General features: G+C 64.2%; 17 protein-coding genes. 5 read left to right on the plus strand and 12 right to left on the minus strand.

The features are described from left to right. The first annotated feature begins 70 nt into the window (after positions 1 to 70). Positions 71 to 826 carry a YafY family protein gene (locus MKP08_RS12230; RefSeq protein WP_241554064.1) on the plus strand — a complete coding sequence of 252 codons (756 nt, stop codon included), beginning with the start codon at positions 71 to 73 and terminating at the stop codon, positions 824 to 826. Here the strand turns inward: MKP08_RS12230 and MKP08_RS12235 are convergent. The 5 genes from MKP08_RS12235 to MKP08_RS12255 all read right to left on the minus strand — a co-directional run bounded on the left by MKP08_RS12235 (position 813) and on the right by MKP08_RS12255 (position 5,513). Continuing rightward, entirely contained in the window at positions 813 to 2,018 is a 1,206-nt protein-coding gene (locus tag MKP08_RS12235) for a type III PLP-dependent enzyme (RefSeq protein WP_215227940.1), read from the minus strand. The genes MKP08_RS12230 and MKP08_RS12235 overlap by 14 nt on opposite strands. A 224-nt stretch (positions 2,019 to 2,242) precedes the next feature. Next, a complete protein-coding gene (locus MKP08_RS12240; protein ID WP_241554065.1) occupies positions 2,243 to 3,418 on the minus strand; it encodes a carboxynorspermidine decarboxylase in 1,176 nt (391 codons plus the stop codon). Then, entirely contained in the window at positions 3,418 to 3,774 is a 357-nt protein-coding gene (locus MKP08_RS12245) for a DMT family protein (RefSeq protein WP_241554066.1), read from the minus strand. The genes MKP08_RS12240 and MKP08_RS12245 overlap by 1 nt, the downstream gene beginning before the upstream one ends. Beyond that, positions 3,771 to 4,298 (minus strand): O-acetyl-ADP-ribose deacetylase, encoded by a 528-nt coding sequence (locus MKP08_RS12250; protein ID WP_241554067.1) that lies wholly within the window; start codon positions 4,296 to 4,298, stop codon positions 3,771 to 3,773. Before MKP08_RS12250 ends, MKP08_RS12245 begins: the two co-directional genes overlap by 4 nt. A gap of 3 nt (positions 4,299 to 4,301) precedes the next feature. Then, positions 4,302 to 5,513, minus strand: a complete 1,212-nt coding sequence (locus MKP08_RS12255) for a saccharopine dehydrogenase family protein (protein ID WP_241555602.1) — start codon at positions 5,511 to 5,513, stop codon at positions 4,302 to 4,304. Positions 5,514 to 5,896: 383 nt separating this feature from the next. Between MKP08_RS12255 and MKP08_RS12260 the strand changes: the two genes are divergently transcribed. Beyond that, positions 5,897 to 6,349, plus strand: a complete 453-nt coding sequence (locus MKP08_RS12260; RefSeq protein ID WP_215227936.1) for an MAPEG family protein — start codon at positions 5,897 to 5,899, stop codon at positions 6,347 to 6,349. After that, the gene (locus MKP08_RS12265) at positions 6,346 to 6,774 is read left to right on the plus strand and encodes an MAPEG family protein (protein ID WP_215227935.1); all 429 of its coding nucleotides are present in this window, start codon (positions 6,346 to 6,348) and stop codon (positions 6,772 to 6,774) included. The genes MKP08_RS12260 and MKP08_RS12265 overlap by 4 nt, the downstream gene beginning before the upstream one ends. Before the next feature lie 10 nt (positions 6,775 to 6,784). Here MKP08_RS12265 and trxB read toward each other — a convergent pair whose 3' ends face one another. From trxB to MKP08_RS12300, 7 genes are all read right to left on the minus strand, one after another. Then, complete coding sequence (gene trxB / locus MKP08_RS12270; protein WP_241554068.1) at positions 6,785 to 7,759, minus strand: thioredoxin-disulfide reductase; 975 nt, start codon at positions 7,757 to 7,759, stop codon at positions 6,785 to 6,787. A gap of 66 nt (positions 7,760 to 7,825) precedes the next feature. Beyond that, positions 7,826 to 8,611, minus strand: a complete 786-nt coding sequence (locus MKP08_RS12275; RefSeq protein ID WP_241554069.1) for a tyrosine-protein phosphatase — start codon at positions 8,609 to 8,611, stop codon at positions 7,826 to 7,828. Beyond that, a complete protein-coding gene (locus MKP08_RS12280) occupies positions 8,608 to 9,996 on the minus strand; it encodes a trehalose-6-phosphate synthase (RefSeq protein ID WP_215227932.1) in 1,389 nt (462 codons plus the stop codon). The genes MKP08_RS12275 and MKP08_RS12280 overlap by 4 nt, the downstream gene beginning before the upstream one ends. Before the next feature lie 10 nt (positions 9,997 to 10,006). Then, positions 10,007 to 11,803, minus strand: coding sequence for a glycoside hydrolase family 15 protein (locus tag MKP08_RS12285; protein ID WP_241554070.1), 1,797 nt, complete (start codon positions 11,801 to 11,803; stop codon positions 10,007 to 10,009). Further along, positions 11,800 to 12,534: a trehalose-phosphatase gene (gene otsB, locus MKP08_RS12290; protein WP_241554071.1), complete on the minus strand. Its 735-nt coding sequence runs from the start codon at positions 12,532 to 12,534 to the stop codon at positions 11,800 to 11,802. The genes MKP08_RS12285 and otsB overlap by 4 nt, the downstream gene beginning before the upstream one ends. Positions 12,535 to 12,600: 66 nt before the next feature. Next, a complete protein-coding gene (locus tag MKP08_RS12295; protein ID WP_241554072.1) occupies positions 12,601 to 14,694 on the minus strand; it encodes a malate synthase G in 2,094 nt (697 codons plus the stop codon). 116 nt (positions 14,695 to 14,810) lie between these two features. Then, complete coding sequence (locus tag MKP08_RS12300) at positions 14,811 to 15,473, minus strand: queuosine precursor transporter (RefSeq protein ID WP_241554073.1); 663 nt, start codon at positions 15,471 to 15,473, stop codon at positions 14,811 to 14,813. A gap of 130 nt (positions 15,474 to 15,603) precedes the next feature. Here MKP08_RS12300 and MKP08_RS12305 point away from each other — a divergent pair, with 130 nt between their 5' ends. Together MKP08_RS12305 and MKP08_RS12310 are read left to right on the plus strand one after the other, a co-directional pair. Continuing rightward, entirely contained in the window at positions 15,604 to 16,917 is a 1,314-nt protein-coding gene (locus tag MKP08_RS12305) for a NupC/NupG family nucleoside CNT transporter (protein WP_215227927.1), read from the plus strand. Between the two features lie 10 nt (positions 16,918 to 16,927). After that, a complete protein-coding gene (locus MKP08_RS12310) occupies positions 16,928 to 17,857 on the plus strand; it encodes an isopenicillin N synthase family oxygenase (protein WP_241554074.1) in 930 nt (309 codons plus the stop codon). Positions 17,858 to 17,955: the final 98 nt, after the last annotated feature.

A 17,955-nucleotide genomic window follows, 5' to 3' on the forward strand; every position in this document is an offset into this window, starting at 1 on the left:
GGTTCTCCTTTCGATTCCGGTTCGAATGGGATAGCTCCACCCTGCTGACAGATTGCGGCAGGAGAGGCTGATGGCGCGCCAGGACAGGTTGATGCGATTGCTGGACGCGCTGCGGCGGCTGCCCGCGCCCGTCACTGCGGAGAGGCTGGCGGCGGAAACCGAAATCTCGCCGCGCCAGCTCTATCGCGACATCGCCACACTTCGCGCGGGCGGCGCGCTGATCGATGGCGTTGCGGGCTACGGCTATACCCTGACGGAGGATCCGGCGCTCCCTCCACAAAGCTTCTCGCGCCTGGAGACCGAGGCGCTGATGCTGGCCGTGGGCAATCTGGAGCAGCTGGGCGACGAACGTCTCGCCGCCGCCGGGCGCGACGCCATGACGCGCATCATCGCCAGCCTGCCCGACCGGCAGGCTCGTCAGGCCATGCACGCGATCATGCGGTCCTGGCGACCGATGGAAGAGCGCGCGGCGATCGCCGTCGATGTCGATCTGCTGCGACAATGCTGCTGGGAGGAAACGAGCGTGACGATCGCCTATCGCGACCGGCAGGGCAACCGCAGCGAACGCGAGATCCTGCCGCTCGGCATGTCCTATAGCCCGACGACGCTGATGATCGTCGGCTGGTGCCTGCTGCGAGAGGATTACCGCACGTTCGAAGTCGCGCGGATCGAACGGCTCGCGCGGGGCGAACGGAGCTTCCGCCCGCGCCGGGTCGAACTGCTCCGCCGGTATACCACGATGCGCATCGCCCAATGGCGGGCGCAGGAGGCGGCGGATCGGGAAAGCGCTTCCCCCTCCGCCAGCCCTGGTCCTATCGCAGGCTGACCACGTTGTCGGCGGCAGGCCGGGTCCGGCTACCGTCGTAGAGGCTCGCCATCGGCTCGTCGGTCACGGTCACGCACTCGACCGCGTCGAAGCCGTTGAACGCGGTCTTCATCGCCGCGCCGTATGCGCCCAACATCCCAATCTCGATATAGTCGCCGGGCGCGATGTCCTCGGGCAGCGCGAACGGCCCTTCCATGTAGTCGGCATCGTCGCAGGTCGGCCCGTAGAACGAATAGTCCGCCATCGTCGCGGTGTCCGCACCGTCCTTCAGCGCGCGCACCGGGAAGTTCCACCCGACATGCGCCGCGTCGTACAGCGCGCCATAGGCACCGTCGTTGATATAGAGCTCGTTACCGCGACGCTTCTCCACCTTGACCACCAGCGAGGAGAATTCAGCGCTCAGCGCCCGGCCGGGCTCGCACCACAGCTCGCTCGAATAGGAGACGGGCAGCGATTCGGCGGCGCGAAAGATCACGTCGAAATAATCCTCCAGCGGCGGAGGCTCCATGCCCGGATAGACGCTCGGGAAGCCACCGCCCACATCGACGATGTCGATCAGCACCGATGCCGCGACGATCGCGGCGCGGGCGCGCTCCAGCGCCTGGACGTAGGCGAACGGCGTCATCGCCTGACTACCGACGTGGAAGCACACGCCCAGCCAGTCGCAATGCTGGCGCGTCGCGGCGAGCAGCGCGGGCGCCTCGGTCAGGTCGCAACCGAATTTCGAGGCCAGCGACAGCTCGGAGAACTCGCTGGAAACGCGCAGGCGCACCAGCAGCTTCAGATCCTTCGCCGGGCTACCGTCATCCTTGCGGCACGCGGCGACGATCTTCTCCAGCTCCTCGGGCGTGTCGAGGCTGAAGGTCCGGCAACCATGGACGTGATAGGCCTCGGCGATCGCGTTGCGTGACTTCACGGGGTGCATGAAGCACAGCTCCGCCTGCGGCAGCGTCTCGCGCACCAGCCGCACTTCGGCGATGGAGGCGACGTCGTAATGGGTCACGCCGGCATCCCACAGCACGCGCAGCAGCGCGGGCGAGGGATTGGCCTTCACCGCATAGAGCGAGCGCCCGCGGAACTTCTCGACGAAGAAACGCGCCGCGCGCGCCGCGGCGTGCGGACGGAGCAGAATAACGGGTGCGTCCGGCGCGAGCGCGCGAACTACAGACCGGGCGTCAGGATGATGGAGCAATTCAAGGGACCCCCAAAACGGTTCGTTTCAGACAAGGCTGCCTTGCGGTTGTCTAGAGTCCCCTTGGGGCAGCGGAGGCGCGCATATAGGGGCTCTGCGATTAATCGCAAATGAAAATCCATGTGCGAGATGTGGCGACCTTTCGGCTTTGCGAAACCTATGCGCGAAGGCCCCGCGAAGTTCCCGGTTCGCGCGGCCCGCGGTGCGCGGCGAACGCCGAACCGTCAGCTCAGCCGATTGCGGAAATCCTCGTATCCGAAGCTTTTGACCTGATCCAGCACGTCGGTCTCGCTGTCCCACAGCCAGATGCCGGGCAGCGGCACGCCGTTGAAGGTGTTGGTCTTCACCATCGAATAATGCGCCTGGTCGAGGAAGGCGATGCGCTGCCCCGCCTCGCTGGGCAACGGGAGCGAATAATCGCCGATCACGTCCCCTGCGAGACAGGACGGCCCGCCCAGCCGCACCGGCGATTCGCCGCCCGCCACCTCGCCCAGCATGGCGGGACGATAGGGCGCCTCGATCACGTCGGGCATGTGGCAGGTAGCGGAAATGTCGGTGATCGCGAACGGCACCTCGTTGACGCCCGTGTCGAGGATCGTGCCGACCAGGATGCCCGCATCGAGCGCGACGGCCTCCCCCGGTTCGAGATAGATTTCCGCCTCGGTATCGTCCTTCGCGTCGCGCAGGAACGCGATCAGCTCGTCGCGCTGGTAATCGGCGCGGGTGATGTGGTGCCCACCGCCCATGTTGATCCATTTGAGCTGGCCGAACCATGGCTCGATCGCATCGAACACTTTGTCCCAAGTGCGCGCCAGCGGCTCGAAATCCTGCTCGCACAGATTGTGGAAATGGATGCCGTCGATCCCCTCCATCATTTCCGGCTCGAGCTGGTCGATGGGAAAGCCGAGGCGCGAACCGGGGCTCGACGGATCGTAGCGCGGCACCTCGCCCGTCGGCACCTGCGGATTGATGCGGAGGCCGACATCAAAATCGCCGCCGGTCAGCCTGGCCTGCTCCAGGATCGCGCTGGCCCGCACGATCTGCTGCGGCGAATTGAAGATGACGTGATCCGACAGGCGGCAGACCTCCTCCAGATCCTCCGGCTTGTAGGCCGCGCAATAGGTGCTGATCTCCCCGTCGTAGAACTCCGAGGCGAGCCGCGCCTCCCATAGCCCGCTGGTGCACACGCCATCGAGATATTCGCCCAGGATCGGGGCGGCGCTCCACATGCTGAACGCCTTGAGCGCGGACAGCATCTTGATCTCCGCCGCGTCGCGAATGTCGGCCAGCACGCGGCAGTTCGCGCGCAGCTTCGCAGCATCGACCACGAAGGCGGGGCTGTCGACGCGCGACAGGTCGAAATCGGCAAAGGCGCCCGGATCGCCGGCTCTCGTTTCCATTATTTGAAAGGTCCCTTGAAGATGAAATAGGCCCCGGCTGCGACCAGCAGGAAGCCGACCCCGGTGTTCCAATTCGGCCGTTCCCCGAACAGCGCCCAGGCGACGATAACGAAGCCGGTCAGGGAGAACACCTCGGTAATCGTCTTGAGCTGCGCGAGCGAATAAGCCTGCGCCCCAATCCGGTTGGCGGGGACGGCAAGCGCATATTCGAAGAACGCCAGCCCCCAGCTCGCCAGCACCGCGATCCACAGCGCGCGGCCGGGAGCCTTGAGATGTGCGTACCAGGCGGTGTTCATCACGATGTTCGACAGCGCCAGCAGGCCGATCGGCGCCAGCAGCGCAAATTTCGGGCTCACCTCGAACTCCTCAGCGCATTCGCGAAGACAGCCGATGTCTTGTCGTCGAAGCACACCAGAGCGATGCGGTCGAAGGCGCCGGGATGATCAGCCACCATTTCCCTCACCGTCTTAACGGCGACCTGCGCTGCGCGGTCCAGCGGATAGCCGTAGATACCGGTCGATATGGCCGGAATGCCAACGGAGCGCGCGCCGACCTCGGCCGCGCGGGTGAGCGATTCCCGATAACAGCTCGCCAGCTGCTCCGGCTCGCCGCTATCGCCGCCGCGCCAGACCGGGCCGACCGTGTGGATGACATGGTCGGCGGGCAGGCTATAGCCCTTGGTGACTTTCGCCTGACCGGTCTCGCAACCGCCCAGATGACGGCATTCACGGAGCAGCTCTGGTCCCGCCGCGCGATGGATAGCACCGTCGACACCGCCGCCGCCCAGGAGAGAGGAATTCGCCGCGTTGACGATCGCGTCGAAGTGCATCGTCACGATGTCGCCCTCAACGGCCTCGATCGTGGTGGCGGCGATCTTCATGCGTCAGAACCCGACGGGCCCGTCCAGTTCCTTCACGTCCCAGGGCAGGCCGTTCTCGCCCAGCATGTCTAGGAACGGATCGGGGTCGAATTCCTCCATGTTGAACACGCCCTCGCCGGTCCAGGTGTCCTGCACCATCATTGCTGCGCCGACCATGGCGGGGACGCCGGTGGTGTAGCTGACCGCCTGGTTGCCGGTTTCCTCGTACGCCTTCTCGTGGCTGCAGATGTTGTTGATGTAGAACGTCTTCTCGCCGCTGCCGTCGAGCGCCTCGCCGGTCGCGATCACGCCGATATTGGTATTGCCCTTGGTTGTCTCGCCCAGCGTTTCGGGCTTGGGCAGCACGGCGGAAAGGAACTGGAGCGGGATGATCTCGCGGCCCTGGTATTTCACCGGATCGATCCGGGTCATGCCGACATTCTGCAGCACGGTCAGATGCTTGATATACTCGTCGCCGAAGGTCATCCAGAAGCGGGCGCGCTCCATCTCGGGATTGAACCTGGCGAGGCTTTCCAGCTCCTCGTGGTACATCATGTACGTGTTCTTGGGGCCGACCGCCTCGAAGTCGAATTCGACTTTCCTGCCCATCGCAGGCGTCTCGACGAACTCGCCGTTCTCCCAGTGGCGCGCGGGCGCGGTCACTTCGCGGATATTGATTTCCGGGTTGAAATTGGTCGCGAACGCCTGCCCGTGATCGCCGCCATTGCAGTCGAGAATGTCGAGCTGGCGGATGGTCTTCAGCTTGTGCTTCTTGAGCCACATGGTGAACACGCTGGTCACGCCGGGATCGAAGCCCGACCCGAGCAGCGCCATCAGGCCGGCATCCTTGAAGCGGTCGTGATAGGCCCATTGCCACTTGTACTCGAACTTCGCCTCGTCCTTCGGCTCGTAATTCGCGGTGTCGAGATAGGCGACGCCCGCTTCCAGGCAGGCGTCCATGATCGGCAGGTCCTGGTATGGCAGCGCCAGATTGACCACCAGGCTCGGTTCGATCTTGCGGATGAGGTTGACCATCGCGGGCACTTCCTCGGCGTCGATCTCGTAGGTCGAGACGGTTTGCCCGGTGCGCTCCTGCACACTCGCGGCGATGGAGTCGCATTTGGACTTCGTGCGGCTGGCGAGGTGGATGTCGGAGAAGATTTCCGCATTCATCGCCATCTTGTGCACGCAGACGGAACTCACCCCGCCCGCACCGATCACCAGAACCTTCGCCATGTCGTCTCCATCGTCCAATTGCATGCGGCCCGCCGCGAGGGACCGCCTATTTCGTGTGCGTCCACATAGGCGAACGCTTCGGCGTCGCAAGTCGATCCTCGGGTGCGGCGCGCACCTTGCGGGCTTTCCTACGCAGCCTTTGTGCGGCAGATTGGGGCGATGTGCCGTTCAGCCATCGACTCCCTCCCGATCGTATGATGGGCACGGCGGAACACGGCGATTTTTTCGCCGCCAGGACACTGTTCCATGTGTTCCATCCTGTAGGACTTCGGCCATGGCTCGGGCTTGCGGATGCGGACAGCTTCACGCGCAGGATCACCGATGTTTGACATCGCGCGGTGCGCCTTGCACCAAGGCAAACGCAACGAGGGAGTGGGTACGTAATGCAAGCGCAAATCCTGGCACCGGCGGCGGTGCTGATCCTGTGGTCCCTGGTGATGCTGGGCTGGATGGCCGGAACACGCCTGCCCGCCATGAAGAAGGTGTCGGGCGGCGGGCTTGAGAAAGCGCCTCCCGGTGGTCGCGGTCAGAACCTGGAAGGCGTCATCCCCGACCGGGTCAACTGGAAGGCGCACAATTACTCGCACCTAATGGAACAGCCCACCATCTTCTATCCGGCGGTTATCATCCTGGCGCTGATGGGCGCCAACGGTGTCGATGTGCTGGCCGCATGGATCTATGTCGGCGTGCGGATCGTCCATTCGATCTGGCAGGCGACGGTGAACGTGGTTTCGACCCGTTTCCTGCTGTTCTTCATCTCCTCGCTGGCCCTGCTCTATCTCGCCGTCCGGGCGGTATATGCGACCCTGTTCTTCGATCCGGGAGTGGTCGCATGATCGGTATGGCAATCCTCCAGCCCGCCGTCGCGCTGATGATCTGGACCATGGTGATGTGGGCGTGGATGTATGCGACGCGCATTCCCGCAATGAGCCGCATGAAGATCGATCCGGACCAGTCGGTACGCGATCCCGATCAGTCGCTCGATCGCAAGCTTCCACCGGAGGTTCAGTGGAAAGCGCACAATTACAACCATCTGCATGAGGCACCTACCGTATTCTATGCGGTGGTGCTGGTGCTCGCTCTGGTCGGCCAGGGCGATGGGCTCAACGCGCTGTTCGCGTGGATCTATGTCGGCCTGCGCGTGGCGCACTCGCTGGTGCAGGTCACCGCGAACAAGGTGATGGTCCGGTTCGTGCTGTTCTCGCTTTCGAGCCTGGTGCTGATCGCGCTGATCGTGCACGCGGCGATCGCGGTGTTCTGAGGGCTGCGGGTTACTCCGCCGCTTCGGCCGCCTCTTCCTCGGCGAATTCGAGGGTGGCGAGGAAGCGTTCGGCATCGAGCGCCGCCATGCAACCGGTGCCGGCGGCGGTCACCGCCTGGCGATAGGTGTGGTCCATCACGTCGCCGGCGGCGAAGACGCCGGGGATCTCGGTCTTGGGCGTGCCCGGCTCGACCAGCAGATAGCCGTTATCGTCCATGGGCAGCTTGCCCGCGAACAGCTCGGTCGCGGGGGCATGGCCGATCGCGACGAATGCACCGTCCACGATCAGCTCGCTCTCCTCGCCGGTCTGCGTGTCCTTCAGAACCAGATGGCTCAGCGCCCCGTTCTCCCCCGCCTCGAACCGCTCGACGGTCTTGTTCCAAAGGGTCGAAATCTTGTCCGACTTGAACAATCGCTCCTGCAGGATGCGCTCGGCCCGCAAGTCGTCACGGCGGTGGATGAGGGTGACGTCGTCGGAATGGTTGGTGAGGTACAGCGCTTCCTCGACGGCGGTGTTGCCGCCACCAATCACCGCTACCTTCTTGCCGCGGAAGAAGAACCCGTCGCAGGTCGCGCAGGCCGAGACGCCCTTCCCGCCCAGCTCCTGCTCGCCCGGAACGCCAAGCCATTTGGCCTGCGCTCCCGTCGCGATGACCAGCACGTCGCCGATATACTCGTCGCCGCTGTCGCCGACCGCGCGGAACGGGCTGCCGCCCGCCAGATCGACCTCGACGATGGTGTCCCACATCATTCGCGTGCCGACATGTTCGGCCTGCGCCTGCATCTCCTGCATCAGCCAGGGGCCCTGGATCACGTCCTTGAAGCCGGGATAGTTCTCCACATCGGTGGTGATGGTCAGCTGACCGCCCGGTTGCAGGCCCTGCACCACGATCGGTTCCATCATCGCGCGCGCGCCGTAGATCGCGGCGCTATAGCCGGCGGGGCCGGAGCCGATGATGAGCATCTTCGTGCGGTGGGTAGCCATGATGGTATCGTCCGTAAGCCTGAGAATTGCAGCCCCTCTTCGCGCGCAAGGCACCGGGGGTCCAGTTCAGGTGGGCGAGCTTTCCACCAGATGCAAGCGCAGCCGCTCGCGCAGCGTCTCGTCGACGCCCAGTTCGGCGGCAAGAAACGCGTCGACCGATCCGTGGCTCTCTTCCAGCGCGCGCCATGCGGCTTCGAGATAATTCGCGCGTACGCCCATCAACGCCCGCACCGCCTCGTCCGACGCCGCGCCGTAGCGCTCCCGGATCGCGACCGCGCCATGTGCGATCCGCGCCTCGGAATCGCCCGCCGAGTTGGTAAGAAGATAATCCTCCATGATGTCGTCGGGGTGGACGCCCAGCACATGGTGGAGCAGCGCCACCGCCATTCCGGTGCGGTCCTTGCCCGCGTGGCAATGGACCAGGCTCGCGCCTTCGCCCTTTGCCAGCGCCGCGTAATACCGGCGCAATGTCCACAGCAGCGCGGTACGCTGAGGTAGGTGGGCGTACAGCCGCTCCATGGCCCGGTGCGCGTCGGCCTCGGTCAGCGTTCCGTCGGCCGCCTCGGCATGGGGAGCGAGCCCGGCGGTCTCGCCATCGTAATATATTACCTCGCCTGCAAAACCCGACACGGCCGGGTTGGGATAGCGCTCACGCTCACCATTGCCGCGCAGGTCGAGCACATGGACCAGGCCGAGATCGCCGATGATATCGAGATCCGAACCGCTCGCATCGGCGTGATGGCCGGAGCGAAACAGAACGCCGCGCCTCAGTTGACCATGCGGAACCGCATAGCCGCCGTAGTCGCGAAAATTGTGAACGTGCTCCAGGGCGAGCAGTCGCCCGGCGCTCACCGCTCGACCGCTTCGAGATCCCGGACGTAGTTCTCGGTCCAGCCCTGAACGTTATCCTCGCGTACGGTGCGGATCAGATTCTCGTAGCGTTCCTTGCGCTCGGGCAGCTGCATGTCGAGCGCCTTGGCGATCGCATGGCTCAGATCGTCGGGACTGTGCGGGTTGACCAGCACCGCATCCTGCAACTGCGCCGCCGCCCCGGCGAAGCGCGACAGGATCAGCACCCCCGGATCGTCCGGGTTCTGTGCGGCAATATATTCCTTCGCCACCAGGTTCATCCCGTCGCGCAGCGGGGTGACCAAGCCGATCTTGGCGGCGCTGAAGAAACCGAACAGCTCGGCATGCGAATAGCCGCGGTTGACGTAGCGGATCGGTACGACATCCACTTCGGACCGGGCGCCGTTAATCTGCCCGGTCTTCTGTTCCAGCGTGGCGCGGATCTGCTGATAGCTTTCCACATCCTCGCGGCTGGGTGGTGCGATCTGGATATAGACCAGGTCGCGCACCTTGTCCGGATTCTGGTCGAAGAAGCGGCCGATCCCATCGATCCTCTCGGGTAGGCCCTTCGAATAGTCGAGCCGGTCGACCCCGATCATGGCAATACGGCGCCGGGTCGAGGAAAGCAGCCGCTGGGCCGCCTGCCGCGCCTCGCCGGTCGCGCCCTGCTCCTGAAAATGGTCCCAGTCGATACCGATGGGGTAGGCGCGCGCGATGGTTTCGCTGCCGTCGTAAACGATCCGGCCCGTTTCCTCGTTCACCTCCGCCTGCAATTCCTTGCGGCAATAATGCAGGAAGCTCTCGCGCCATTCCTCGGTCTGGAAACCGATGAGGTCGTAAGCGAGCATGGTCTTCACCAGCCGCTCGTGGAACGGGAGGGAAACGAACAGCCGAGTCGGCGGCCATGGCGTGTGGAGGAAGAAACCGATCCGATTGTTCAACCCGCGCTCGCGCAGCCGGTCCGCCAGCGGCAACAGATGATAGTCGTGCACCCAGACGAGATCGTCGTCCTCGATCAGCGGGACCACGCTATCGGCGAAGCGCTGATTGACGCGCTCGTAACCCTTGGCGGTCTCCCGCTCGTACTTGGTCAGATCGATACGATAGTGGAACAGCGGCCACAACGTGGCATTGGCATAGCCGTTGTAATATTCGTCGAGATCGCGCGGCAGCAGATCGATGGTCGCGGTCGTGACTCCGTCGTCGCTGCGCTGCATGTGGATAGTGCCGTCGGCCTTGTCGCTGGTTTCGCCGGACCAGCCGAACCACACGCCCTTGTGCTTCTTCAGCGCCGAATTGAGCGCCCCGGCCAGACCGCCCTGCGCACCAGCCGCGCCGCGCGCCTTAGGCACGGCGACCCGGTTGGAGATCACGATAAGGCGGCTCATCGGCTGGATGTCATCTGATTTCGCTCCACGGCCGGGACAACAAGCCGGCACAGTTGATGATACCCACTAGCGAATAGGTCTGGGGGAAGTTCCCCCACAGCTCGCCCGTCTCCCAGTCGAGGTCCTCGCTCAGCAAACCGGACGCGGTGCGCTGTCCCAGTATCGCGGTGAAGAGTTCGCGGGCTTCTTCCGTACGACCGGCGACATGGAGCGCCTCGATCAGCCAGAAGGTACAGACATTGAACGCAGTCTCGGGCGCGCCGAAATCGTCCTCGTGCGCGTATCGCAGCATGTTCGCGCCGCGCCGCAGATCGCGCTCGATCGCGGCGAAGGTGGAGCGGAACCGGCAATCGTCCGGCTTGAGAAAACGCAGGTCGATCATCTGCAACAGGCTGGCATCGAGATAGTCGGTTTCGAAGCTGGCCTTGTAATGGCCCTCCCCGCTTTCGTCATCCGCCTCCCACGCGCGCTCCTCGATCAGGGCGCGGATCGAAGCCGCGCGCTCGGCCCACAGGTCATGACGATCGGTTTTGCCGAGACGGTCGGCGACATTGGCCAGCCGATCGCAAGCCGCCCAGCTCATGATTGCGGAATAGGTGTGCACTTCCTGCCGGGTGCGGAATTCCCACAAGCCGGCGTCAGGCTGATCGTGCATCTTCCACGCCATCTCGCCCACCTGTTCGAGGCTGGCGAAGTCGCCCTCGTCGCACATGCGCAATAGGCGGGTGTCGAAGAAGCCTTGCGCGGTTGGCAGCACGATCTGGCCGTAGGCGTCGTGCTGCACCTGCTTGTAGGCGGCATTGCCCACCCGCACCGGACCCATGCCGCGATAGCCGGCGAGCTTATCGGCGACGCCTTCTTCCAGCTCCCCGTCGCCCATGACGGAATAGAGCGGCTGGACGTGTCCGCCCTTTGCCTGGTCGACGATGTTGCGCAGATAGGTGAGGTATTTCTCCATCACGTCCAGTGCACCCAAGCGGTTGAGCGCCTGGACGGTGTAGTAGGAATCCCGGATCCAGCAGAAGCGATAGTCCCAGTTGCGCTCGCTGCCAGGGGCCTCGGGGATCGAGGTGGTCAGCGCGGCGACGATAGCACCTGTTTCCTCGTGCTGGCACAGTTTCAGGGCGATGGCGCTGCGGATGACATCGGTCTGCCAATCGAGCGGAACGTGGAGGCCGCGCACCCAGTGCATCCAGTAGCGCTGCGTCTGTGCCTCCATGCGACGCATTTCGCTGCGCAGGTTTCCGCCGAACGGCTCGTCTGGACCGAGGAAGAAATGCTGGTCGCTCTCGACGCGGAAATAGCGCTGTTCGAGCAGATAACCGACCGGCGCATCGGTGCTGAGCCGCATCGCCTGCGTGCCAACCAGATAGCGGATATGGTTCGTCCCACTGGTATGCGCGGAAAGGTCGGTGCCATAATCGCGCATCGGGGTAAGCACCATCCGCATGCGCGGGCTGCCCGCCACCGGTCGAACGATGCGGCAATAGGCCACCGGTCGGTACATTCGACCGGATCGTTCGAAGCGCGGGCAGAAATCATGGACTTCGACTGCGCTGCCGTCCTCAGCTTCCAGCCGCGTGACCAGGATCGGAGTGTTGCGGCGGTATTCCTGCGTCGCCGAAACCTGCCCCTCCAGCTCGACACGCCAGACGCCCTCGTCCTCTCGGTCGCCGTTGAGTAGGGAGCAAAACACCGGATCGCCGTCGACGCGCGGGACGCAGCCCCAGACGAGCGCGCCGTGCGCGTCGATCAGGCCGCTGACCTGGCAATTGCCGATCGGCCACAGTTCCAGCGAGCGATTCATGCCGTTAGCCATCGACGAACTTTCTCCACGTCTTCGATATGGTAGCGTGCGGCGGTCTCTTTTTGCTCGCCGACCAGAATGCCGAACCCGCCATGTTTCGCGCATGCAGCGAAACCATCCTCGTCCGTGACGTCGTCGCCCAGGAAGATCGGTGTCGCGCCCGCGAACGGCGCGCCTTCGAGCAGCCGCTTGACGGCGCTGCCTTTATCCGCCCCCGGTACGACCAGTTCTATCACCTGCTTGCCCCGCTTCACCGCCAGACCATGTTCCTCCGCCAGTTCCTCGGCAAAGGCGACGCACGCGTCGATCATCTCCGGCTTCGCCCGGTAGTGAAGGCCGGCGCCATGGGGCTTGTCCTCGAAAAGCAGCCCCTGTGAGGTCGCGAAGGCCTTCATGCGCTCCTTGGCCTCGTCCGGGATCATAAGGGCAGGATCGCCGACAGCCGTACCGTCGGCGGCGAAGATCGCCGCGCCGTGCGAGCCCGCCATGCAGACGGGCACCCCGCCCAGATGTCTTTCGATATCTTCGCGTGAGCGACCGGTGACGATCGCCACGCGGCCACCGAACCGCTCGTCTAGATCAACGAGGAAATCGGCTAGGTCGTCGGGCACCACGATCGCATCCGGTTCGTCGGCAATATCCACCAGTGTACCGTCGAAATCGAGAAACAGCGCTGGCGTCTCGAAAGAAGCCAGCGCGGGGGGCGGAGAGAGCTCTGTGCGGTGCGCCATCGCAGCGGCCATAACGATAACGCCGCGCGGTTCAATGCTGCACTTGCGAAATGTTACGTTCCGCGCTCAATCCTCGTTCTTCACCCGTGCGCGATAGCGATGGAGCAACGGCTCGGTATAACCGCTTGGCTGCTCTACGCCTTCGAACACTAGCGCGCGTGCCGCCTGGAATGCGAGCGATGCGTCGGGATCGGGCGCCATCGGATGATAGGCCGGATCGCTCGCATTCTGGGCATCGACCTTCTCCGCCATCCGGCGCAGAACCGTTTCGACTTCTTCGGGTGTAGTGACACCATGCAAGAGCCAGTTGGCGATATGTTGACTGGAAATACGCAGCGTCGCCCGATCTTCCATCAGTCCGATATCGTTTATATCGGGGACCTTGGAACAGCCCACGCCCTGATCGACCCAGCGCACGACGTAGCCCAGAATGCCCTGCGCGTTGTTCTCCAGCTCCTCGCGGACCTCGTCGGGCGCCCAGTTTCGCCCCTCTGCCAGCGGGATCGTGAGCAGATCCGAAAGCGGCGCGATGCCCTCCCCTTTGCGCTCTTCCTGACGGGCGAAGACATCCACAGCATGGTAATGCGTCGCGTGAAGCGTCGCGGCGGTAGGAGATGGTACCCAGGCGCAATTTGCACCGGTTTGCGGGTGGCCGATCTTGGTCGCCAGCATGTCGGCCATGCGGTCGGGCATCGCCCACATACCCTTGCCGATCTGCGCCCTGCCCGACAGCCCGCAAGCAAGCCCGATCTGCACGTTCCGATCCTCGTACGCGGCGATCCACGGCTGGTTCTTCATCGCGCCCTTGCGCACCATCGCGCCCGCTTGCATCGCGGTGTGGATCTCGTCCCCCGTGCGGTCGAGGAAGCCTGTGTTGATGAACATCAGCCGGTCCTTCACCGCATGGATGCACGCCGCCAGATTGGCGCTCGTGCGCCGTTCCTCGTCCATCACGCCGACCTTGATCGTATGCCGCGCCAGACCCAGCAGGTCCTCCACCGCGTCGAACAGATCGTTGGTCAGTGAGCATTCCTCCGGTCCGTGCATCTTGGGCTTCACGATATAGATCGAACCTGCGCGGCTGTTGGTCAGCCTGCCCATGCCGCGAACGTCGTGCGCTCCGATGGCGGAGGTCATGATCGCGTCGAGAATGCCTTCGGGGGCCTCGGTCCCGTCGGGCAATTGCACCGCGGGGGTCGTCATCAGATGGCCGACATTGCGCACCAGCAACAGGCTTCGCCCGTGCAGCGTGCGTTCGCTGCCGTTCGGCGTGGTATAGCGGCGATCCGGTTCGAGACGGCGAGTCATGGCCTCCCCGCCTTTCTCGAACGTCTCCTCGAGATTGCCGCGCATCAGGCCGAGCCAGTTGCGATAGGCCAGGACTTTGTCCTCGGCATCTATCGCCGCGACCGAATCCTCGCAGTCGCAAATGGTGGACACCGCCGCCTCCAGCACGATGTCGGCAACGCCTGCCGTGTCGTCGCGCCCCACCGGATGATCGCGATCGATCACTATCTCGATATGCAGGCCGTTATGGACCAGCAGCGGATTACCGCCCGCATGGCCCGCGAGCTGGTCGGCATTGGCCAGGTTGAATTCCCCGCCGTCCCAGTCCGCCCAGCTTCCTTCGGCCAGCGGAACTGTTCGGTCGAGAAAATCGCGTCCCCATGCGATTACCTGCGCACCGCGGTCGGCATCGTAGCCCTTGCCCTGCGGTTCGCCGGGGATCGCGTCGGTGCCGTACAGCGCATCGTAAAGACTGCCCCACCGCGCATTGGCGGCATTCAGCAGAAACCGCGCGTTCAGGATCGGCACGACCAGCTGCGGTCCCGCGATGGTCGCCAGCTCGGCATCGACGTTGTGGGGGTCGATCGCGAACGGCTCGGGCTCGTCGACGAGATAGCCGATCTCACGCAGGAAACCGGTGTATTCTTCGCCATCGATCGGACTGTCGCGATGTTCGACATGCCAGCGATCGATCTGCGTCTGCAGTTCCTCGCGCCTGGCGAGGAGGTCGCGGGTGCGCGGCGCGAAATTGGCGAAGATATCCGCCATGCCCTGCCAGAAGGCCGGGGTCTCGATCGCCAGCGGCGGCAGCACCTCGTCCTCGACGAAATCGACCAGTTCGTCCGCAATGGTCAATCCTGCGCGCTCGGCCATGATGTTCTCCCCGCTTGGCTGTGATGTTCGGGCCTGGGTCTAACGGGCGCGCTCGCCCTGTCCAGAGCGGGGCAGCCGAGGATTTTTTGCCCCGGCGAAAGACGCGGCTGCGGGGGTCAGCGTGCCGTAGCGTCGAGCCGCCGCGCCAGCGCCACGCCGCCCGTGATCAGAAAAGGCACAAGAACGAAACTGAGCGTAACCTTGGCGATGATCTGCCCGATCAGCAGGTCGTGGATCGGGAATTCGCCATAAAAGGCGAGCGTGATGAAGATGACCGAATCGATCGCTTGGCTGAGTGCGGAGGCGATGGCTCCCCGGATCATCAGCCCTGTCGTCTTGCTGTCCCCGCCCCCCCGCAGACGCGAGAAAATCCACACGTTGAGAAACAAGGAGACGCCGTATGCCACGGGGCCGGCCGCCATGATTCGCGGTGTCTGCGACAGCACCGTCTCGAATGCGTTCAGATTCGCCGCCGGCATATCGGGCGACACCGGCAGAAACAGCACCAGCCCGATCAGGCACACTGACACCGCCAGTGGAACGAAGCCCCACAGCACCAGCCGGTTCGCGGTGCGATCGCCGTAAAGCTGCGCGATGGTGCTCGAAATCACCACCAGCAGCAGGAACGAGAATATGCCGGCCTCCACGATCAGCGGGCCGATCGCGACTTGTTTGAAGCCGAGTACGCCTGCCAGCACCGTCATCCCGCCGTACAGCAGGGTCAGGACGAACAGGCCGCGCGGTATCGGCGAAGTGGCGGGTGGGGCTACGGTTTCCATCGGCGGATGCTTATGGCGCGGTCCCGTAAAAGGAAAGCGGGGGCAAACAACGCGCTGGGGATTTGACTAGCGTCGCGTGCCGCGCGAAGGAACGGTCTGACTTCTACGTTCACGAAGAGCCAGCTCCCGCATGCCCCCGATCCTTATGAGCCTCGTCGGCATTCTGGCGATCCTGTTGATCGCGTTCCTGCTGTCGACGGGTAAGAAGCGCATTCAGCTGCGCGTGGTGGGTGCCGCCTTCGCCCTGCAGGCGCTGATGGCGTTCCTGGTGCTGGCAACCGACATCGGACGGCGCGTCATCCGCGGCATGTCGGACGGTGTCGCGGCGCTGCTCTCCTACGCGAACGAAGGCACCGCGTTTCTCTTCGGCGCGGACAATCCGCTCGCCAACACGTTTGCCCTCGGCGCGCTGCCCGTGATCGTGTTCTTTGCGGCGCTCGTTTCCATTCTCTATCACCTTGGCATCATGCAACGGGTCGTGCGCTGGGTCGGAGGGGCGATTGGGTGGATCACCGGGATCAGCCGGGTGGAATCGCTGGGCGCGGCGGCGAACATCTTCGTCGGCCAGTCGGAAAGCCCGCTGGTGGTCCGCCCCTATCTGGCCGGACTCGCGCCCAGCCGCCTGTTCACGCTGATGAGCGTGGGGATGGCGGGTGTCGCCGGCACGATCCTCGCCGCCTATGCCGGCCTGCTCGGTCCGGATTACCTCCCCTTCCTGCTCGCGGCCGCTTTCATGTCCGCCCCTGGCGGCATCCTGATGGCCAAGATCATCATGCCGGACGATGGCGAACCGAGCCCCGAGGCCGAGGGCGAAGTCGCCCTGCCCGACATGCGGATCAGCGCCGATGGGCCCGGCGCGCTGGTCGAAGGCGGCAAGGCCCATGAGGTCGAGGTCGCGGAGACGTTCGAGGACGGACAGAAACCCGCCAACATCATCGAGGCCGCAGCGCAGGGCGCACAAACCGGGGTGAAGCTGGCGGTCGCGGTCGGTGCCATGGTGCTGGCGTTCGTCGCCCTGGTCGCTCTCGCCAATGGCCTGCTCGGCTGGGCGGGCGGACTGTTCGGCTATCCGGCGCTATCGTTCCAAATGGTGCTCGGCTGGGTTTTCTCGCCGGTGATGTTTCTTATCGGCGTGCCGTGGGACCAGGCCGGAACTGCCGGCGGGCTGTTCGGAACAAAGATCGTGCTCAACGAATTCGTCGCCTTCATCGAACTGACCGGGCCGGATGCCACACTGCTGACCGATCGGAGCCGCGCGATCGTGACCTTCGCACTGTGCGGCTTCGCCAACTTCTCCTCGATCGCGATCCAGATGGCGGTGACGGGCGGCCTCGCCCCGAACCAGCGCCCGGTAATAGCCCGGCTGGGGCTTCGCGCTCTGGCCGCGGGGAGCCTCGCCAACCTGATGAGTGCCGCACTGGCGGGGCTCTTCCTGCCGTATTAGATTGAGCAGCATGATCGACATTGCCTCCGTTTCCCTCGCCCGCCCCCTCGAAGATCTCGCCGACGAGCTCGGTCAAAGCTTCGCGGAATACGGTTTCGCGGTGGTGCGCGATCACGGCATTTCGCAGGATCTGATCGACCGCGCGGAGGAGAAGGCGAAGGCGTTCTTCGCCCTGCCCGAGGACACCAAGCGCGCCTATCATATCCCCGGTGGCGGCGGCGCGCGCGGCTATACGCCGTTCGGGACCGAGCAGGCCAAGGATGCTGAAGTCTTTGACCTGAAGGAATTCTGGCACGTCGGTCGCACCTTGCCGGAAGGGCACGAGCTTGCCGAATTCATGGCCCCCAATGTCTGGCCGCACGAGATCGACGGCTTCGAGCAGACGTTCGAGGAACTCTATTCCGCGTTCGAGGAAACCGGCGCGCGTATCCTGGAGGCGATCGCCATCCATCTCGGGCTGGAGCGGAATTATTTCGCTGCCACCGTGGAGGACGGCAACTCGGTGATGCGCCTGCTGCGCTATCCTCCCCTGCCCGAAGATGCTCCAGATGGCGCGATCCGGGCGGCGGCCCACGGCGATATCAATACGATCACACTGCTGCTGGGTGCGGAGGAAGCCGGGCTCGAACTGCTGAGCAGGAAGGGTGAATGGCTGCCCGTATCACCGCCCCCGGGCGCACTCGCGGTCAATATCGGGGACATGCTAGAGCGGCTCACGAACGGACGGCTGCGCTCGACAACGCACCGCGTCGTCAACCCGAGCGGGGATGCCGCGCGGCGGGCACGGTATTCGATGCCCTTCTTTCTCCATTTCCGACCCGACTTCGTGATCGAACCGCTGGCCGCGTGCGTTTCCCCCGACGAAGAAGAATCGGCATCGGCCCCAATCACCGCGCACGAGTTCCTGATGCAGCGGCTGCGCGAGATCAAGCTGGCATAAGGAAGGATTTTACCTGAATTAGTCGGGAACTGTTGCAGGTAAAGCACACATTGTAAGTCTTTGTTTTATAGCGTTTAACCGCCCTCTCTCCAGGTTCG

Source organism: Erythrobacter sp. LQ02-29 (assembly GCF_022576075.2).
GTDB lineage: Bacteria > Pseudomonadota > Alphaproteobacteria > Sphingomonadales > Sphingomonadaceae > Alteriqipengyuania.